This window comes from Escherichia sp. WS2035 (genome assembly GCF_046487065.1).
In the GTDB taxonomy this organism is placed as follows: Bacteria; Pseudomonadota; Gammaproteobacteria; order Enterobacterales; family Enterobacteriaceae; genus Escherichia; species Escherichia coli.
Genome location: NZ_JBJQKD010000014.1, coordinates 120165 through 135286 on the forward strand (window position 1 = coordinate 120165; position 15122 = coordinate 135286).

The following is a 15122-nucleotide window of genomic DNA, read 5'->3' on the forward strand; positions in this document are numbered from 1 at the left end:
CCTTTATTGCAGGAGTGTATATGGAACTCGTAAACCTCAAAACCGGCACTGACAGCTACCAGGATGAGAGCGGAGAAACCAGAACTCGCGATGAATACCCGTGGGGGCTGTGCATCACTCTTAATAACGACACATTGAATAAGCTGAAGGCGCAACCTCAGGGCGTCGGAACAGAAGTGATGATAACTGCAAAGGCTGTTATTCGAGGCCTGTCTGCCAGAGAAACTGACGATGGTGTTAATCGCAGCGCCGATCTGCAGATCACTGATATGGCGATCGCTCCTGTTTCCGGGGATGTAGAAAAATCAGCGGCTGAAACTCTGTACGGCAATGGGGGTGAGTAATGGCCTCTGTAGTAGAGATCTGTAATCGTGCGCTGTCCAATATTGGCAACAGCCGCAGCATTAACAGCCTGACGGAAGCCAGCAAGGAAGCGGGGGAATGTTCGCTGCACTTTGAGGCCTGCCGTGATGCTGTGCTTTCTGATTTTGACTGGAACTTTGCTACCAAACGCGTGGCGCTTGCAGATACGAGCAATCCACCGCCTGACTGGGAATATGCGTATCAGTACCCGTCCGATTGTCTGCGCATTACTGAAATTATGCTTCCTGGTGTACGCAATCCAACAGCAGCAATGCGTGTTCAGTACGAAGTTGGTGCAGACACCAACGGAACAGGAAAATTGATCTACACAGACCAGCCGCAGGCATGGCTCAAGTATGTCTCTCGCGTTACAGATGTGAACATGTTTGATGCCATTTTTATGGAGGCGTTGGCTTGGCGTCTTGCGGCAGCTATTAACATGGCGCTGACTGGGAATGCAGACCTCGGTACGTTTGCCCTCAATATGTACAATCGCGTGATTCTTAGTGCTGGCTCGCATAGCCAGAATGAATCACAGGAACCACAGCCACCGGTTGACGAGTTTACCATTGCGAGGTTGTCCTGATGGCTATCAGTTGGATCCAGCCCAGCTTTGCCGGTGGTGAGATTGGACCGTCGTTGTACGGTCGTATCGACATGGCGAAGTACCAGGTGGCATTGCGCAAGTGCGATAACTTTATCGTGCGGCAGTATGGCGGCGTTGAGAATCGACCTGGTACGCGTTTTGTTGGTGCCGCCAAATACCCAAATCGGAAATGCCGCCTGATCCCGTTCCAGTTCTCGACGGTTCAGACCTATGCTCTGGAGTTCGGGCACCAGTACATGCGCGTTATCAAAGATGGTGCGTTGGTGCTGAACAGCAGCAATGTTATTTATGAAATTGCCACGCCATATACTGAAGCCGATCTGTTCCGAATTAAATTCACGCAAAGCGCCGACGTGCTTACGCTGGTTCACCCGGCATACCCGCCGAAAGAGTTGCGCCGCTACGCGCATGACAACTGGCAACTGGTTGATGTGGTAACGAAGAACGGGCCATTTGAAGATATCAATATTGACGAGTCAGTGACGGTTTATGCCAGCGCCAGCACCGGGACAATTACGTTAACGGCAAGCGCCTCTATTTTTGGCGCGGAGCAGGTAGGCAAATTGTTCTATCTGGAACAGCCTGCAGTGGATTCAGTGCCGGTATGGGAAACCAGTAAGAGTACGTCGATTGGCGATATTCGCCGTGCAGACAGTAACTACTATCGCGCCGTTACAGCAGGCAAAACAGGCACTTTGCGCCCTTCGCATACAGAAGGCACATCATGGGATGGCTGGGGCGGATCCGGTGATGATGATACTGGCATTGAGTGGGAATATCTGCACAGTGGTTTTGGCATTGCCCGTATCACTGCTGCAAATGGAACTACTGCAACTGCCGAGGTGATTTCCTATATCCCTTCGCAGGTCGTTGGCGAGGATAATGCCAGCTATAAATGGGCTAAATATGCCTGGAACAGTGTTAATGGTTATCCTGGCACTGTTGTTTATTATCAACAACGTCTTTACTTCGCCGCATCGACTGCGTTCCCTCAGACTATCTGGGCCAGCCGTACCGGGGATTATAAGGATTTTGGCAAAAGCAATCCTACGCAGGATGACGACAGAATTATCTACACCTATGCCGGGCGTCAGGTTAATGAGATCCGTCACCTGATTGATGTTGGCTCTCTGGTGGCGCTGACTTCCGGAGGTGAGTACGTCATCACCGGCGACCAGAACAAAGTGTTAACCCCATCATCATTTGCATTCAGCTCTCAGGGATCAAATGGCTCAAGCAACGTCCCACCAATTGCTGTGGCGAATATTGCTCTGTTCGTCCAGGAGAAAGGCAGTGTTGTCCGTGATCTGGCCTACTCATTCGATGTTGACGGCTATCAGGGGAACGACCTGACCATCCTTGCTAATCATCTTTTTCAGAAGCACAGCATCGTTGACTGGTGCTTCTCTATTGTCCCTTACTCCAGCGCCTTCTGCATTCGTGATGACGGTAAATTACTGGTGATGACCTATTTGCGTGATCAACAGGTTTTTGCATGGGCACCACAGTCCAGTACCGGAAAATATGAAAGCACATGCAGTATCAGCGAAGGAAATGAAGATGCGGTGTATTTCGTCGTTAACCGAACCGTTAACGGGCAAACAGTGAGATACATCGAGCGGCTGTCCAGCCGTTTATTTATCAGCGATGAAGATGCTTTCTTTGTTGATTCTGGCCTTAGCTATGATGGAAGAAATACGTCTGACAGAACGATGACCATCACTGGTGGTTCTGGTGAATGGGATTACCGTGCGGAATATACAATCAGTGTTTCTGGTGGTGCGTACTTCACCAGTAGTGATGTCGGCGCGCAACTACAGTTCCCTTATACCGGAACTGATCCTGATACTGGCGATGAAGTGTCAAAAGAATTACGTTGCGACATTATTTCTGTAACCAGCAATACCGCTGTAGTGGTTCGTGCTAACAGGAACGTCCCGCCATCCCTCAGGAGTGTGGCCACCACGAACTGGCAGATGGCGCGCCGGACATTTGGAGGCCTGTCTCATCTTGAAGGCCAGGCCGTAAACATTCTCTCTGATGCGAACGTGGAACCACAGAAAGTGGTTTCCGGAGGTGCCGTCACGCTGGAATCTCCGGGGGCTGTAGTGCACATCGGCCTGCCAATAACTGCTGAATTCGAAACACTGGATATCAACATTAACGGACAGGAAACGCTGCTGGACAAAAAACTGGTGATCCCGTCCGTTACTCTGGTTGTGAATGCCAGTCGCGGCATCTGGGCGACTACGCCCGGCGGTAAATGGTACGAATATCCACAGCGTGAATTCGAGTTCTACGATGATCCTGTTGATGACGCTACCGGAAAAGTAGAAGTGAAACTGGACAGTAACTGGGGCAAAAACGGACGTGTAAGAATCCGTCAGCTTGACCCGTTGCCGCTGTCTGTTCTTGCCGTTATTCCTCGCCTTACTGTTGGGGGATTCTGATGATCGATGTTCAAATTATTCCCGCTACCGAAGAGCATCTTCAGATGATTTTGCCGGATGTTCGTCAGGCTGATATTGACGAACTGTATGCGGTATCGCTGATGACTACCGAAGATGCGCTGCGCGTTGGTCTTCGCACTGCGACTATGGCCTGGTCAGGGTTCGCGAACGGAGAACTGGTAACCATGTTTGGTGTATCTCCGGCGTCAATGATCGGTGGCAATGGTACGCCATGGCTGGTAGGAACCAGCCGTATTGAAAAATATCAGAAGACATTTCTGCGCCACTGCCGCCCTGTATTGCAGCAGATGCTGGCAGTTTATCCGCGCCTGGAAAACTACGTCGACGAGCGAAACCATGTTGCCAAAGCATGGCTGCACTGGCTTGGATTCAGGCTTGAAGAAGCCGCGCCTTATGGTGCTCTTGGTCTTAATTTCCACAGATTTCACATGGAGAGAAAATAATGTGCGATCCGGTTATTGCTGGTGGCGCAATGCTCGCCATGAGTGGCATTCAGGCATACACCCAGTACCAACAGGGAAAGTATGCCTCGAAGGTTGCAGAAGCGAACGCAGATATAGCCACAGCTCAGGCAAATGATGCAATAAACAGAGGTAACGCTGAAGCTGAGCAACGACGCAGAGAGACCCGACAGCGGCTTGGTACACAGGCGGCGACAATGGGGGCTACCGGCGCTGATTTATCTACAGGTAACGCGCTGGATATATTTGGCGACACTGCCCAGTTTGGCGCTCTTGATTCGCTGACGACGGTGAATAACGCGCAACGCGAGGCTTACGGTTATCAGGTTCAGGCTGCCAACTATAAAGCAGAAGCCAGTTCAGCCCGTAAACAGGGGAATGTGGGAGCAGCAACAACATTGCTCACTGCGCCTCTGAAGGCATACGGTGCGTACCAGATGTTTGGTGGGACGTGGAGTCCGTTCTCTAAAGGAAGTACATCTAGTGGTGGGACGCCAATGTTATCTAACTCAGGTTTTATGAATTCTGACTCCCGATTCAAAATAGGAGGTTACTGATGCCTGTTGTTCCTACTACATCCGGACGCCAGGTGCAAAGTCGTGGTGTGCAAACCGGTGGTTTTCAGATCTTCGATGTTCCTCAAGCAGGTCAGGTGCTGGCGAATGTCGCAGATCAGTATGCGGTGGCATATGGTGAAGCCAGGCAGAAAGCGAATGTTGCTATGGCCCAGGAGGCGTTACTGCAATTTAACCAATTTGCAGATGACCAGATTAACAACCCTGAAAGTGGGCTGATTTCTAAACAGGGTAAAAACGCTCTTGGTCAGAGTGACGCTGTTATGAAAAATATGCAGGAAAGGGCTCAGGCATTATTAGGCTCAATTCCTGAAAGTGAGGAAAGGAATAAATTATCCTTTCAACTCCAGCAGTCTATGCAGTCTTATTACAATCAGGCACGTCGATATGAAGTTGGGCAGTTTCAGCAATTCCAAGATCAAACGTATTTGTCAGGAAATGCATTGGCTGTCACTCAGTCTGCGGGGCTATATAGCGATAACCAAGCATTTGTCGATTTAGCCAAGCAGCGATTTGAATCTATTGATCAATACGCTGATGCGCATGGGCTTCCTGATGAGTGGCGTGTTCAGCAGAAAACTCAGCTCAAGGAACAAATGGGGCAGCAAGCATGGATAGGAAATATCGCTCAAAAATACAACGAGTTTCTTCAGGTTAATGGAGAGCCAGGGGATCTTGATGGTGTGAGTCGTGCAATATCACATGGTAATTCATTGGATGCTCGTGGTTTACGTAATAATAACCCTGGTAATATTGAAGCGAGCAAATCTAACCCGTGGGAAGGTCAGATCGGTAGCGATGGACGTTTTGCAACGTTTGCTACCCCTGAGCATGGAATCCGCGCGTTGGGTAAAAATATGTTGTCTTACCAGCGTCAAGGCTATGACACCGTTAGCGAGATTGTTAATCGCTATGCTCCGGCTAGTGATGGTAATAATACTGATGCTTATATTAGGGAATTGTGTGGTGAGCTTGGTGTTGGGGAGAATGATCAGCTTGATATCTCTAACCCAAAGACACTAGCTGCTTTATGTGCTGGGATTATTAAACACGAAAATGGCAGTATGCCTTATAGCACCGAACAGCTTGAAACTGGTATCTCGGCAGCCCTTGGTCTAACTAACCTTGATTCACCTAAGCGTTATACGGGCAATGCGGCATTTGATGCTATGAGCCCTCAAATGCAAATACAGGCATTGAGGCAGGCTAATGAGCTGAGAAATCAGTACCGCCAGCAGTATGCGGACCAGCTTAGCACCGTAGTTAAAGATGCATATTCAGCCCTTGATGAAGGATTGAAACCTGAGAAGTTACCTTCTGAGGACGATTTTATCCGGGCCAATGGTCCGCGCATTGGCGCTATGAAGTGGAAGGATATGCAGGCGCAGATACAATATGGAGGTGTCATTGGTGCCGCTAAAGACCTCACTCCAGAAGGACGACAAGACATTCTTGAACGTTTACGTCCACAGGATCCAAACGCTCCTGGATTTGCAGCTAACCAGCAACGCTGGGAGAAAATGCAGGCCAAATTTAAAGAGATGGATAGGGAGTGGGAGATTCAGCAGGGAAGAAACAGGTTCGTGTCTTCAATGCAAAATAACTTCCCGCTGGACCCGAACGACAAAAACAATCAGGCAGCGGTAGACCGTTATTTCGCGCAGGATATCGCGCCTTCGTTTTCCATATCTGATCCGCAGAGCATCAATACACTGGTCACCGTCACAACTAAAAGCGGCATGATACCAACTCAGGTTAAAACAATGCTTAACAGTGGAGCAACATCAAGAGATCCTGCGCTGGTTGTCCCGATGGCAAAATTCTACGGTCAGTTATTCGATAATAATCCGGCGGCAGCGGCAACACTTGATAAAAGTACGATGGCATTTTACGGCAAGGTTTACGATTATTCCCGCGCTGGCGTGCCGGAGGATAAGGCTGTTGATATGGCTTACAGCCAGGTGTTCCAACAGGATGACCGAATGAAACAGATGCTTTCCACTGCCATGCGAGACAAAAAATATGTCGCGGCGAGGGCAACTGCTGCACAAAATAACGCCAGCAGTCTGACTTCCTTTGGTTCGTGGTCTCCGGATATTACCGATCCAGGAAAATCAAATGCGGCCTATCAGCGAGATTACCAGACAATTTACGATGCTAACTTTGTACAGACAGGTGGCGATGCAGAACAGGCTGAGAAAATGACCAATGCCATGATCAGAACCACCTGGGGAGTTTCTACGGTTAATGGCAAAGCAGAGGTTATGAAGTATGCACCTGAGGCATTGTACGGAGTAAATAATGGTGCTGGTAACTGGATACAGGGGCAGTGGGAGCAGGAAAAACGCGAGCTTAAATCAAAATCCTTTGGCGGTCCTCGCAGTGATACGGACTTAATACTTGTTTCTGATGGCCTTACGGCAAGGGATAGGAGTTATGCTGTTATGGTTTTACAGCCTGACGCAAACGGAGCGATAGAACCGAGAAATTATATTGGAGAAAATGGTCTCCCTGTTCGTTTCAAGCCGGATCAGCTGACATCTCCAATGTACAGGCAAACCATTCAGTTCCAGCAACAACGTGTTGATGAGGCTAGAGTGCGGAGAGAAGGCAATCCGCTGCCGCAGTTCAGCAATAAAGATGGATATACTCCTCCAGATCTGACCAAACCATTCGGTTATGGTTCAGCCAATTACCTTCCGAGCAATATATACGCAGGGGGCAAATAATGCCGATATATGAACAGGATCCTAAAGAGTTGCTTGGCGAGGATATTCAGCAAATAGCAGCACCTGATGACAGTAATTTCTATATGGAAACACCTTCTTTGCTTTCTGCTGTGAACCCATTTACCAGTGATCAACGCGTTCAAAGGTCTAGACAAGCAGCATTTCGTATAGATAACACGCTGGGTAGCTTTATTGCCAGTGCTCCTTTCAGTCAGTTTGACAGGGTTGAAGGATATAACCCATTTGATAACGATGCAGCAGATATTAAAGGCTATGAAGATTTTGCAGATTCGTTTATCAACTCCGGTTCGCATGAAGAAACAATGGCAATTAAACATCGAATCGATAAGCAAAGAACAGATAGAGAATATCTATCTGAAATGGGTGGTGCTGGTACTATTTCAAGCTTAGCAATGGGAATGATAGACCCGGTTAATGTGGCTGCAATGTTTATCCCTGTAGGGGCGGTAGCGCGTGGAGGAAGTATTGCTGAGACGGCAGGGCGTTTTGCCCTGGCGAATGCTGCTGGTGGGGGAGTATCAGAAGCCGCATTACAGGCCACTCAGGAAGCTCGCTCACCGATGGAGAGCGTATCGAACGTTGTTGTTGATGCTCTCGTTGGTGGGATCCTTGGTGCTGGTGCACAGCTACTTGCTGGACCTAGCGCGCGCGAGGCAGTGGTTAACTCAGTAGGTAATCATTTGCGAGGTATGGATTCTCCTCAAAGCATTGGTGCAGCTCAGGTTTTCAATACCACACTCGATCAGGAACAGCTCGCTGGACTTGGACTTGCTAACAAAACGTTGAGTGTCACTCCTGCTGGCCGCTTGGCTCAATCACCATCTCTTGTCTCCCGTCAGATTAACCAGCAGCTTGCCGAAAATAACTATTTCTTCGCCAAAAATGATGAGGGGTTGGCTACGTTTACGGCAGTCGAGACTAAGATTAAGCAATACGACGCCATGCTTTATAAGCAGATGGAAGCCACTCGTGATGCTTACCAGCAGTACAGCAAATCTGTTAGCGCCCGCGGCGTGAAGAGGATGAACTTTATTGATTTCAATGAAGCTGTTGGCATGGCTATGCGCCGTGGTGATCAGAGTGATATTCCTGAGGTTTCACAAGCAGCCGCCAGAATCCGCCCCATTTTCGAGACCACAAAAGCCCGTATGCAGGAACTGGGGATCCTTCCTGAGGATATCGATGTCGTGACGGCGAAAAGTTATCTTCCCCGCATTTATAAGTTCGATAAGATACTTTCCGACCGCACTGAATTCAGAGGGCGAATTGCCAACTGGATACAAGGGATTAGTGCCAAAGGTGCTGACAAAGCAGGTCAGCGAATTGAAAGGATAAATTCATTGCTAAAAACTGCAGAGGAATCGGCACCGCGCGCTGATGCTCTCGCTAGTGAAATCGCTGAAGCGGAGAAATGGTCTGGTAAAAAAATTCTACTCATGGAAGAACTGGATAAACGAAATAAGCTTATATCTCAGGAGACTGACACACAGGCGCGTCTTACAAGAATAGAAAAAGAGTTGGCCGAGACTTCATCAGAAAAACTTCAGGCAAGAATGATGAAAGAAAGCTCTGACCTTAAAACACGCCTTGATGATATAGCGCAGGCAAAGAGTGAGCTTCCTGTCTATCAGCGCCATATGGAGTTGCTGGATAATCCACGGAAATATCGTTCTGAGCTTCGCCGACTGCAAAAACGGGCAAATTCAACCACAAGGCTGAATGCAAGCCGCGAACGAGCACTGAAGCAGATGGAGCCTCTATCCCGAGAGGAAGCAGAGGACGCTGCTGACGAGATCGTGAATAAAATAATAGGCGCACCTTCCGGGCTTGTACCAGCCGATATTATCCCAGAGAGACTCGTTGGTCGGGCTGGTTTCACTAAAAGCAGAACGCTGCTTATTCCTGATGAGCGTATAGAAGATTTTCTTGAATCAGATGTTAACTACATCATGGAAAGTTATCTCCGGCAGGTGGCACCAGAAATTGAGCTGACTGCGCAGTTTGGCCGTAAAGATATGGGGGAGCAAATCCGTCAGGTTAGTGAGGAATATACCCGGCTAATAAAAGAGGCTAAAACACCTAAACGACGTGCAGTTCTTGAGAAGCAACGGGAGGCTGATATTAGGGATATTACGGCTATGCGTGATCGACTGCTTGGTACTTACGGTGCACCTCAAGATCCACGCAGTTTCTTTGTTCGTGCCGGGCGAGTTGCTAGGAATATTAACTTCCTCCGTTTGCTTGGTGGAATGACTGTCTCCGCTGCAACTGATCTGATGCGACCGATGATGCAGCATGGCCTGAGAAAATCTCTCGGACCAATGGTAAGCATGCTTAAAAATATGGACTCAGTGAAAATTGCAACCAGGGATTTGCGAGAAATGGCCGTTGGGCTTGATTATGTCCTGTCTACGCGTACAAAGGCTATAGCGGATCTTACTGACCCCTATAGCCGGAGAAGCGCCGCTGAGCGAGGTCTGAACTGGATGACGCAGAAATTCGGTAACTGGACGCTGATGAATCAGTGGAACAGCGCACTTAAATCATGGTCCGGGATGATAGTGCAGTCGAGGATACTTGACGCGGCTCGCCAAGTTTCTGCTGGTGGCACGCTCTCCAAAAGTGAAATGCGGAAGATGGCACAGGTCGGCATCAATGAAGATGTTCTGCGCCGAATCGGGGAGCAATTCGGGAAGCACGGAGAGGATATGGACGGGCTGTTAACCGGGCATAGTCATCTGTGGGATGACCGTTTCGCTAGAGAGATTTTCCAGTCTGCAGTGCTGAAAGATGTAGACTCAGTGATTGTAACGCCTGGCGTAGGTGATACACCGCTGTTTTTTAGTAAAGAAGGCTGGAAGATGATCACGCAGTTCAAAACGTTTATCTTCGCACAGCATAACAGGGTGCTAGTATCTGGTATCCAGCAGGGCGATGCTGCATTCTATCTTGGTGCGCTTGGCACGATTGCGCTTGGCTCAATGGTCTATATGATGAAACAGAAGTTAAGCGGTCGCGATATCGACTACAGCTGGAATAACCTTGTGAAAGAGGGGATCGACCGGGGCGGAATGCTTGGCTGGCTCTCTGAGCCGCTGAATACCGTTGAGAACATAAGCGGCGGTAGGTTTGGTCTTGGCGCGATGTTTGGTGCGCCTCCGGTATCAAGGTTTCAGAGTCGTAATGCTATTGGTGCTTTACTTGGTCCTACCTTTGATCTTGGCGGTGATGCCGCGACGGTTGCGAATGGTGTACTTAACGGAGAATTTGACAGCCAGCAAACCCACGCGGTCCGTAAAATGCTACCTTTTCAGAACCTGTGGGCGATATCACCGTTACTAAATAAAGTTGAAGAGCAGATGAAATAGCTATTCACAATTAGTGATGGCGTATGTATCAAATATATTGCCATCACTAAATACATACCTATATTCAATCTCTCCGCCAAGGTGAATAAATGCTTTCATTTGCCTGTTGGAGCAAATGCTCGATTTTGAATAATTTCGCATTACACTCTTTAATTTATTTTCTAAGGTTACATCACCGTTATAAACTTTTGATAAATAGCTGTTGTTGTAATTAAGATGCGCTACAACTAAAAGTTTGTTTAGTATTGCATTTATTGAAACAATAGACATATTATCATTCAATTTTATGGGAAGTGACTTTCCTGCTTCTGATGCAATTTTGTTTGCATGTGCACACATATCCTCATTTATTAAATTCTTAAAACATATGTCGTTTGCAAACGAAAAAATTGGTAGGATAAACAAAACGGTAGCTGTAATAGCGTGCATCGGCTTAATCATTAGGTGACCTTTATGTTCAAGAAGATGATCAACAGATTAATCGGTGGTAAGGAGGTTAGCAATAAAATTCAACCTCTTATCTTTAAGGATAACTTTTCAGCTTTTGAGTATGCGTGTAAGTATCTTGACACAAGCCTTTCAGCCAATAAACCAATGCCAGCCATCATCATACCTGGTCCAAGTGGGGAACAGCCAGTTTTGCTAGATTCTGGAAGACAAAGGGCAATGCTGAAGGTGTGCTCAGCTGATGGTGGATTTTTTGTTATTGCCGATTCATCTTACAGCAAAGGACCAAAGCTGAGGATTGGTGATCTTGTTGCTTGGTTGCCTGTGAGTTATGCCGAAGAATTAACGGATAAAATAGAAGATCCTCGCTCCGCTATGGTTGGCTTTATATTGGGAACCATTCATCCTGAACTAACATCTACTGGCTGGAAGGGTAAAGAAAGATTTCGCAAGTAGCGTGACATGTCACAGGCCGCTTTCGCGGCCTTGTTTTTAACGAATGCCACCGCCGCCCGGGCGGGAATCCGCAGACACAAAAAAGCCCGCAGCGCGGGCTATTCTTTTTTGCTATTTCTTTGATATATATTTCTTCCATTTTTGGTAACACGAATAACGTGCCCCCTGGATTCTACTTTGTTATTTGTTGCTTTATATACTTCAAAATCAAACCATGATATATAACTTATTTCGTCAATAGACACCATGATCTCAAGTCCTGGCACTTTCTTTCTGCTAATTCCTCTTATTGCTGCAGTCCGCTTGACCTGTATTTCTCCTGGATAAGCATTAGTGAATGTGACAGATAAGTTTTCTTTGTTCCTGTATCCTGACATTAAAGGAACAAAAGATATGTGCTGATGCGGACCCTGATTTTCCGTTGGTTCACCAGAACCATTTATTATTCCAACATACACTTTGTTTGATGATAAAGTAATCAGCATTGGTCGTTTAGGATCCGATTCAATAGCATCAAGCAATAGTAAGTCTAAAGAACCTTGCGAGTAAGTTTTTCGCAGTACTCTGGCCTTCATTGCCTCTGTTTTTTGCTCGTAAATATCACGTTTATAAAAACAACCAAGAAGAAAATCTTTCACCCACACAACAGACACATAACACAAAGAGAAGCAAATGGATGTGGCTGAGAGAAGAAGCAGCCACATGTAAATTCTATCTGTTTCTGGTTTTGATGTTACATTAAAAGTTTCCACCATATCGTGAACTAGGTGAAAATCAGGCCATTTATATTTTATAGCGGCTGCAATTATTACTGATGCAACAAGGCAATATGTACCTAGTGCCGCTACTTTCATATAAAGAAGCTGGCCTTCGTGTCGGTATAAACGGAAATAATGATACTGGTTAGCGGTTATCATAATATAACCGCTAACCAGGATTGGGATAATTAGAAGAGCTAGCAACACTACTTCCTTACAGTGGCAAGATCCTGTTTAACAATTGCAGCAGCGAGACGACGCATCTCCTTAACCTCAGGAAGCTCAGAAATTTGCTGTGATGAGATATATACTCCACCACGCTTGTTAACCTGCGCTGACGCCGGAACTTCTGCATTTTTTGCCTGAGGGCTGGGTGCATTATCCCTCGTTTTTGTACGAGCGAACCAAAATCCCATATCTCCTCCTCATGTAAACACATGGTTTACCTTTAAGGTAATATTACGCGAATCTACATCACATCGCCAATGATTATTTTAAAGGCACATCCATGTGCCGCCGCCCGTCAGAAGAACCCAGCCTTGTCGTTGATGTACTCCGCGTGCGTCTGGATATCACGCAGGCATTTACTCACACCGACGATGTAGGAGAACATGGTGGTCAGCTCCGCCGCCGCGCCCGATACGTCGTGCCCGTCTTCCTGTAACTGGTTCAGCAGATTCATCAGCAGTGAGTTCTCCGTCAGGCAGAGAACACCAGACGGCGAGTGAATCAGGCTGCGGTAGCCGGGCTTCAGCGGGGCACTGTAGGTTTTGTTCTCTATCTTCATCGCCTGCATTACTGCTGACGCCGTGGCGTTGGCTACCTGGTCGGCAACCATCTTTATGCGTTCTTCCTGCGGGAGCGAGTTTTTAATGTAACTTCCGGTGCGGCGGATCTGAGGAAGAACCTCACCTGTAACCCATTCAAGAAATCTGAATGCTCTCGTTCCCTCTGTCATTGCCTCTTTGCAACGCAGAATAAGGATGTAGAGACCTGATTCTGAAACGATGGATAGTTCTTGTATTCCACCAGGGGTCTGTATTGAATACAGCCCCTTTTTGTTCCAGCCTTTTTTATCAAGTTTTCTCGCTTGTGTAACATCAATATTCAAAGCATTGCACACATCTTTGGTGACAAACCAAGGTTCTCCGTCAATCATGAACATACGGATCTGGCAGGATGACTCAAAGGAAAAGATGGAAGGTTTGGTATTCATGGCGATCACCTTTGTAGTTAGGTTAATCACCACCGCTGAGACCAATCAGATGGTGGTGAACTGTGCAGAGTTGGTCTTACCGGCTACAAAGGAACCCGGCGCACCTTTCGGTGCCCCCACACAGCCCACCATAGAATAGGTGCGCTTTACACATAAAAAAACCGCTTATGCGGCATATGTGCCTCTGTAGTAATCCGGGAGACCAATCCCGGCACTGGATTTTGCCAGTGCCCGATTACTATGGCACAAGAGGAGTGCGATGTAAATTTACCGCAAAGGTAAATATAAGCACTCCACTTGGTAATTGCAAACCTTATCTGGTTTGCTTTCGTAATTGTTCGGCACAATAGTCGAGATGTGTTTGCAGATCCTGCATAGACATCTGTGAGCTGGTGACGTAGTTAATCAGTGCAGTCAGTTCGGCAAGTGGGCCATCGACATTAAATCCATCCTTATCGAGATCCCGGAGTAATTTCATCAAGTGCGATCCCTCCACCAGTGACCTGACGCCTCCCGGCGTGTGAATCCTTTCGGTAAATCCGTCTTCCAGTGGATAGTGATACTGCTGCATCTTATCTTCTCCATGCAATAACTGTATATTTATACAGTAGCAAATAATTTGTTTGCTATCCAGCACGTTTTGCAAATTACCTGAAAGGTAATATCTATTCGTATTTACAGTCTTTCTATCCATATGTGGTTTTTCAGGTAATAGAATAACCAGATATGCGGCGCAACGGGTGCTGCGACTATCTGGAGATTTAACATGACGGTCTCAACCGAAGTTGACCACAACGAATACACAGGTAACGGAGCTACGACATCATTTCCGTATACCTTCCGTATTTTCAAAAAATCCGACCTGGTTGTTCAGGTGTCTGACCTGAACGGGAACGTAACAGAATTGGTTCTGGATACCGGTTATACGGTAACAGGGGCGGGCACTTATAGTGGCGGTTCTGTTGTTCTTCCGTCGCCGCTTGCTGCTGGATGGCGAATTACGATAGATCGTGTGCTTGATGTGGTGCAGGAGACTGATCTTCGTAATCAGGGAAAATTTTTCCCCGAGGTGCATGAAGATGCCTTTGACTATCTGACGATGCTGATCCAGCAATGTTTTGGATGGTTCAGACGTGCATTGATGAAACCATCTTTGCTTGCAAAATATTACGATGCAAAGCAAAACAAAATTTCTAACCTTGCAGATCCATCACTTGAGCAGGATGCTGTAAATAATCGATCAATGCGCAATTATGTTGATGCTGCAATCGCCGGAGTTGTTGGTGGTTTTGGTTGGTTTATTCAGTATGGTTCTGGAGCAGTATACCGAACGTTCCAGGATAAGATGCGGGATAACGTTAACGCTCTTGATTTTGTTCCGTTTGAGCAAAGATATGCTGCATTAAATTTTGAAGTTGATGCGTCTGAATGGTTAATTAATGCGATAAATTCTGGTGCAAGTGTCGTTAGAATACCTGCAGGTAAATGGATGATTTCTAAGAACATAGATGTGCCTCCTGGAGTGTCTTTAATTGGTGATGGCATTGATTATTGGGATACATATAGACCAGCGCCTGAAAGATTATTAAAAAGTTGGAGTAAAGGAACCCATCTTGTATTTACTGGTGATGGAGAAAAAAACAAATATTT

The 15122-nt window shown here is 47.0% G+C and carries 13 protein-coding genes and 1 pseudogene; 9 read left to right on the forward strand and 5 right to left on the reverse strand.

The genetic code is table 11. From position 1 onward, the window contains the following. Window positions 1-20: 20 nt before the first annotated feature. From gp10 to ACJHX4_RS20680, 7 genes are read left to right on the forward strand one after another with little or no spacing between them, the layout of a single operon-like run. Window positions 21-344, forward strand: coding sequence for a capsid staple protein (gene gp10, locus ACJHX4_RS20650; RefSeq protein ID WP_000424495.1), 324 nt, complete (start codon window positions 21-23; stop codon window positions 342-344). Further along, the gene (locus ACJHX4_RS20655) at window positions 344-949 is read left to right on the forward strand and encodes a hypothetical protein (protein WP_000179261.1); all 606 of its coding nucleotides are present in this window, start codon (window positions 344-346) and stop codon (window positions 947-949) included. The genes gp10 and ACJHX4_RS20655 overlap by 1 nt, the downstream gene beginning before the upstream one ends. Then, window positions 949-3420: a hypothetical protein gene (locus ACJHX4_RS20660; RefSeq protein ID WP_001531867.1), complete on the forward strand. Its 2472-nt coding sequence runs from the start codon at window positions 949-951 to the stop codon at window positions 3418-3420. The genes ACJHX4_RS20655 and ACJHX4_RS20660 overlap by 1 nt, the downstream gene beginning before the upstream one ends. After that, window positions 3420-3884, forward strand: a complete 465-nt coding sequence (locus tag ACJHX4_RS20665) for a hypothetical protein (protein ID WP_000568023.1) — start codon at window positions 3420-3422, stop codon at window positions 3882-3884. Before ACJHX4_RS20660 ends, ACJHX4_RS20665 begins: the two co-directional genes overlap by 1 nt. Beyond that, on the forward strand, window positions 3884-4459 hold the full coding sequence (locus tag ACJHX4_RS20670) for a hypothetical protein (RefSeq protein WP_000332877.1): 576 nt from the start codon (window positions 3884-3886) through the stop codon (window positions 4457-4459). The genes ACJHX4_RS20665 and ACJHX4_RS20670 overlap by 1 nt, the downstream gene beginning before the upstream one ends. Then, entirely contained in the window at window positions 4459-7206 is a 2748-nt protein-coding gene (locus ACJHX4_RS20675; protein WP_001531866.1) for a hypothetical protein, read from the forward strand. The genes ACJHX4_RS20670 and ACJHX4_RS20675 overlap by 1 nt, the downstream gene beginning before the upstream one ends. Continuing rightward, window positions 7206-10595 carry a DUF919 family protein gene (locus tag ACJHX4_RS20680; RefSeq protein WP_001123342.1) on the forward strand — a complete coding sequence of 1130 codons (3390 nt, stop codon included), beginning with the start codon at window positions 7206-7208 and terminating at the stop codon, window positions 10593-10595. Before ACJHX4_RS20675 ends, ACJHX4_RS20680 begins: the two co-directional genes overlap by 1 nt. On the opposite strand, the gene ACJHX4_RS20685 is transcribed toward ACJHX4_RS20680, so the two are convergent. Further along, entirely contained in the window at window positions 10596-11036 is a 441-nt protein-coding gene (locus tag ACJHX4_RS20685; RefSeq protein WP_000595048.1) for a hypothetical protein, read from the reverse strand. Between the two features lie 12 nt (window positions 11037-11048). Between ACJHX4_RS20685 and ACJHX4_RS20690 the strand changes: the two genes are divergently transcribed. Then, a complete protein-coding gene (locus tag ACJHX4_RS20690) occupies window positions 11049-11498 on the forward strand; it encodes a hypothetical protein (protein WP_000473936.1) in 450 nt (149 codons plus the stop codon). 98 nt (window positions 11499-11596) lie between these two features. Here ACJHX4_RS20690 and ACJHX4_RS20695 read toward each other — a convergent pair whose 3' ends face one another. From ACJHX4_RS20695 to ACJHX4_RS20710, 4 genes are all read right to left on the reverse strand, one after another. Beyond that, window positions 11597-12352 (reverse strand): hypothetical protein, encoded by a 756-nt coding sequence (locus ACJHX4_RS20695; protein WP_236108758.1) that lies wholly within the window; start codon window positions 12350-12352, stop codon window positions 11597-11599. A gap of 110 nt (window positions 12353-12462) precedes the next feature. Continuing rightward, a complete protein-coding gene (locus ACJHX4_RS20700) occupies window positions 12463-12672 on the reverse strand; it encodes a hypothetical protein (RefSeq protein WP_000508164.1) in 210 nt (69 codons plus the stop codon). 107 nt (window positions 12673-12779) lie between these two features. Next, on the reverse strand, window positions 12780-13472 hold the full coding sequence (locus tag ACJHX4_RS20705) for a Bro-N domain-containing protein (RefSeq protein ID WP_061092387.1): 693 nt from the start codon (window positions 13470-13472) through the stop codon (window positions 12780-12782). Window positions 13473-13785: 313 nt separating this feature from the next. Continuing rightward, window positions 13786-14043, reverse strand: a complete 258-nt coding sequence (locus ACJHX4_RS20710; protein WP_001188252.1) for a hypothetical protein — start codon at window positions 14041-14043, stop codon at window positions 13786-13788. 195 nt (window positions 14044-14238) lie between these two features. Here ACJHX4_RS20710 and ACJHX4_RS20715 point away from each other — a divergent pair. Further along, a pseudogene (locus ACJHX4_RS20715) lies at window positions 14239-15122 on the forward strand (head-binding protein); the annotation flags it as partial.

What these genes read in the sequence shown, in the direction of transcription:
- gp10 (WP_000424495.1), top strand. Translation starts at nt 21, where the DNA reads ATGGAACTCGTAAACCTCAAAACCGGCACTGACAGCTACCAGGATGAG.
- ACJHX4_RS20655 (WP_000179261.1), top strand. Translation starts at nt 344, where the DNA reads ATGGCCTCTGTAGTAGAGATCTGTAATCGTGCGCTGTCCAATATTGGC.
- ACJHX4_RS20660 (WP_001531867.1), top strand. Translation starts at nt 949, where the DNA reads ATGGCTATCAGTTGGATCCAGCCCAGCTTTGCCGGTGGTGAGATTGGA.
- ACJHX4_RS20665 (WP_000568023.1), top strand. Translation starts at nt 3,420, where the DNA reads ATGATCGATGTTCAAATTATTCCCGCTACCGAAGAGCATCTTCAGATG.
- ACJHX4_RS20670 (WP_000332877.1), top strand. Translation starts at nt 3,884, where the DNA reads ATGTGCGATCCGGTTATTGCTGGTGGCGCAATGCTCGCCATGAGTGGC.
- ACJHX4_RS20675 (WP_001531866.1), top strand. Translation starts at nt 4,459, where the DNA reads ATGCCTGTTGTTCCTACTACATCCGGACGCCAGGTGCAAAGTCGTGGT.
- ACJHX4_RS20680 (WP_001123342.1), top strand. Translation starts at nt 7,206, where the DNA reads ATGCCGATATATGAACAGGATCCTAAAGAGTTGCTTGGCGAGGATATT.
- ACJHX4_RS20685 (WP_000595048.1), bottom strand. Translation starts at nt 11,036, where the DNA reads ATGATTAAGCCGATGCACGCTATTACAGCTACCGTTTTGTTTATCCTA.
- ACJHX4_RS20690 (WP_000473936.1), top strand. Translation starts at nt 11,049, where the DNA reads ATGTTCAAGAAGATGATCAACAGATTAATCGGTGGTAAGGAGGTTAGC.
- ACJHX4_RS20695 (WP_236108758.1), bottom strand. Translation starts at nt 12,352, where the DNA reads ATGAAAGTAGCGGCACTAGGTACATATTGCCTTGTTGCATCAGTAATA.
- ACJHX4_RS20700 (WP_000508164.1), bottom strand. Translation starts at nt 12,672, where the DNA reads ATGGGATTTTGGTTCGCTCGTACAAAAACGAGGGATAATGCACCCAGC.
- ACJHX4_RS20705 (WP_061092387.1), bottom strand. Translation starts at nt 13,472, where the DNA reads ATGAATACCAAACCTTCCATCTTTTCCTTTGAGTCATCCTGCCAGATC.
- ACJHX4_RS20710 (WP_001188252.1), bottom strand. Translation starts at nt 14,043, where the DNA reads ATGCAGCAGTATCACTATCCACTGGAAGACGGATTTACCGAAAGGATT.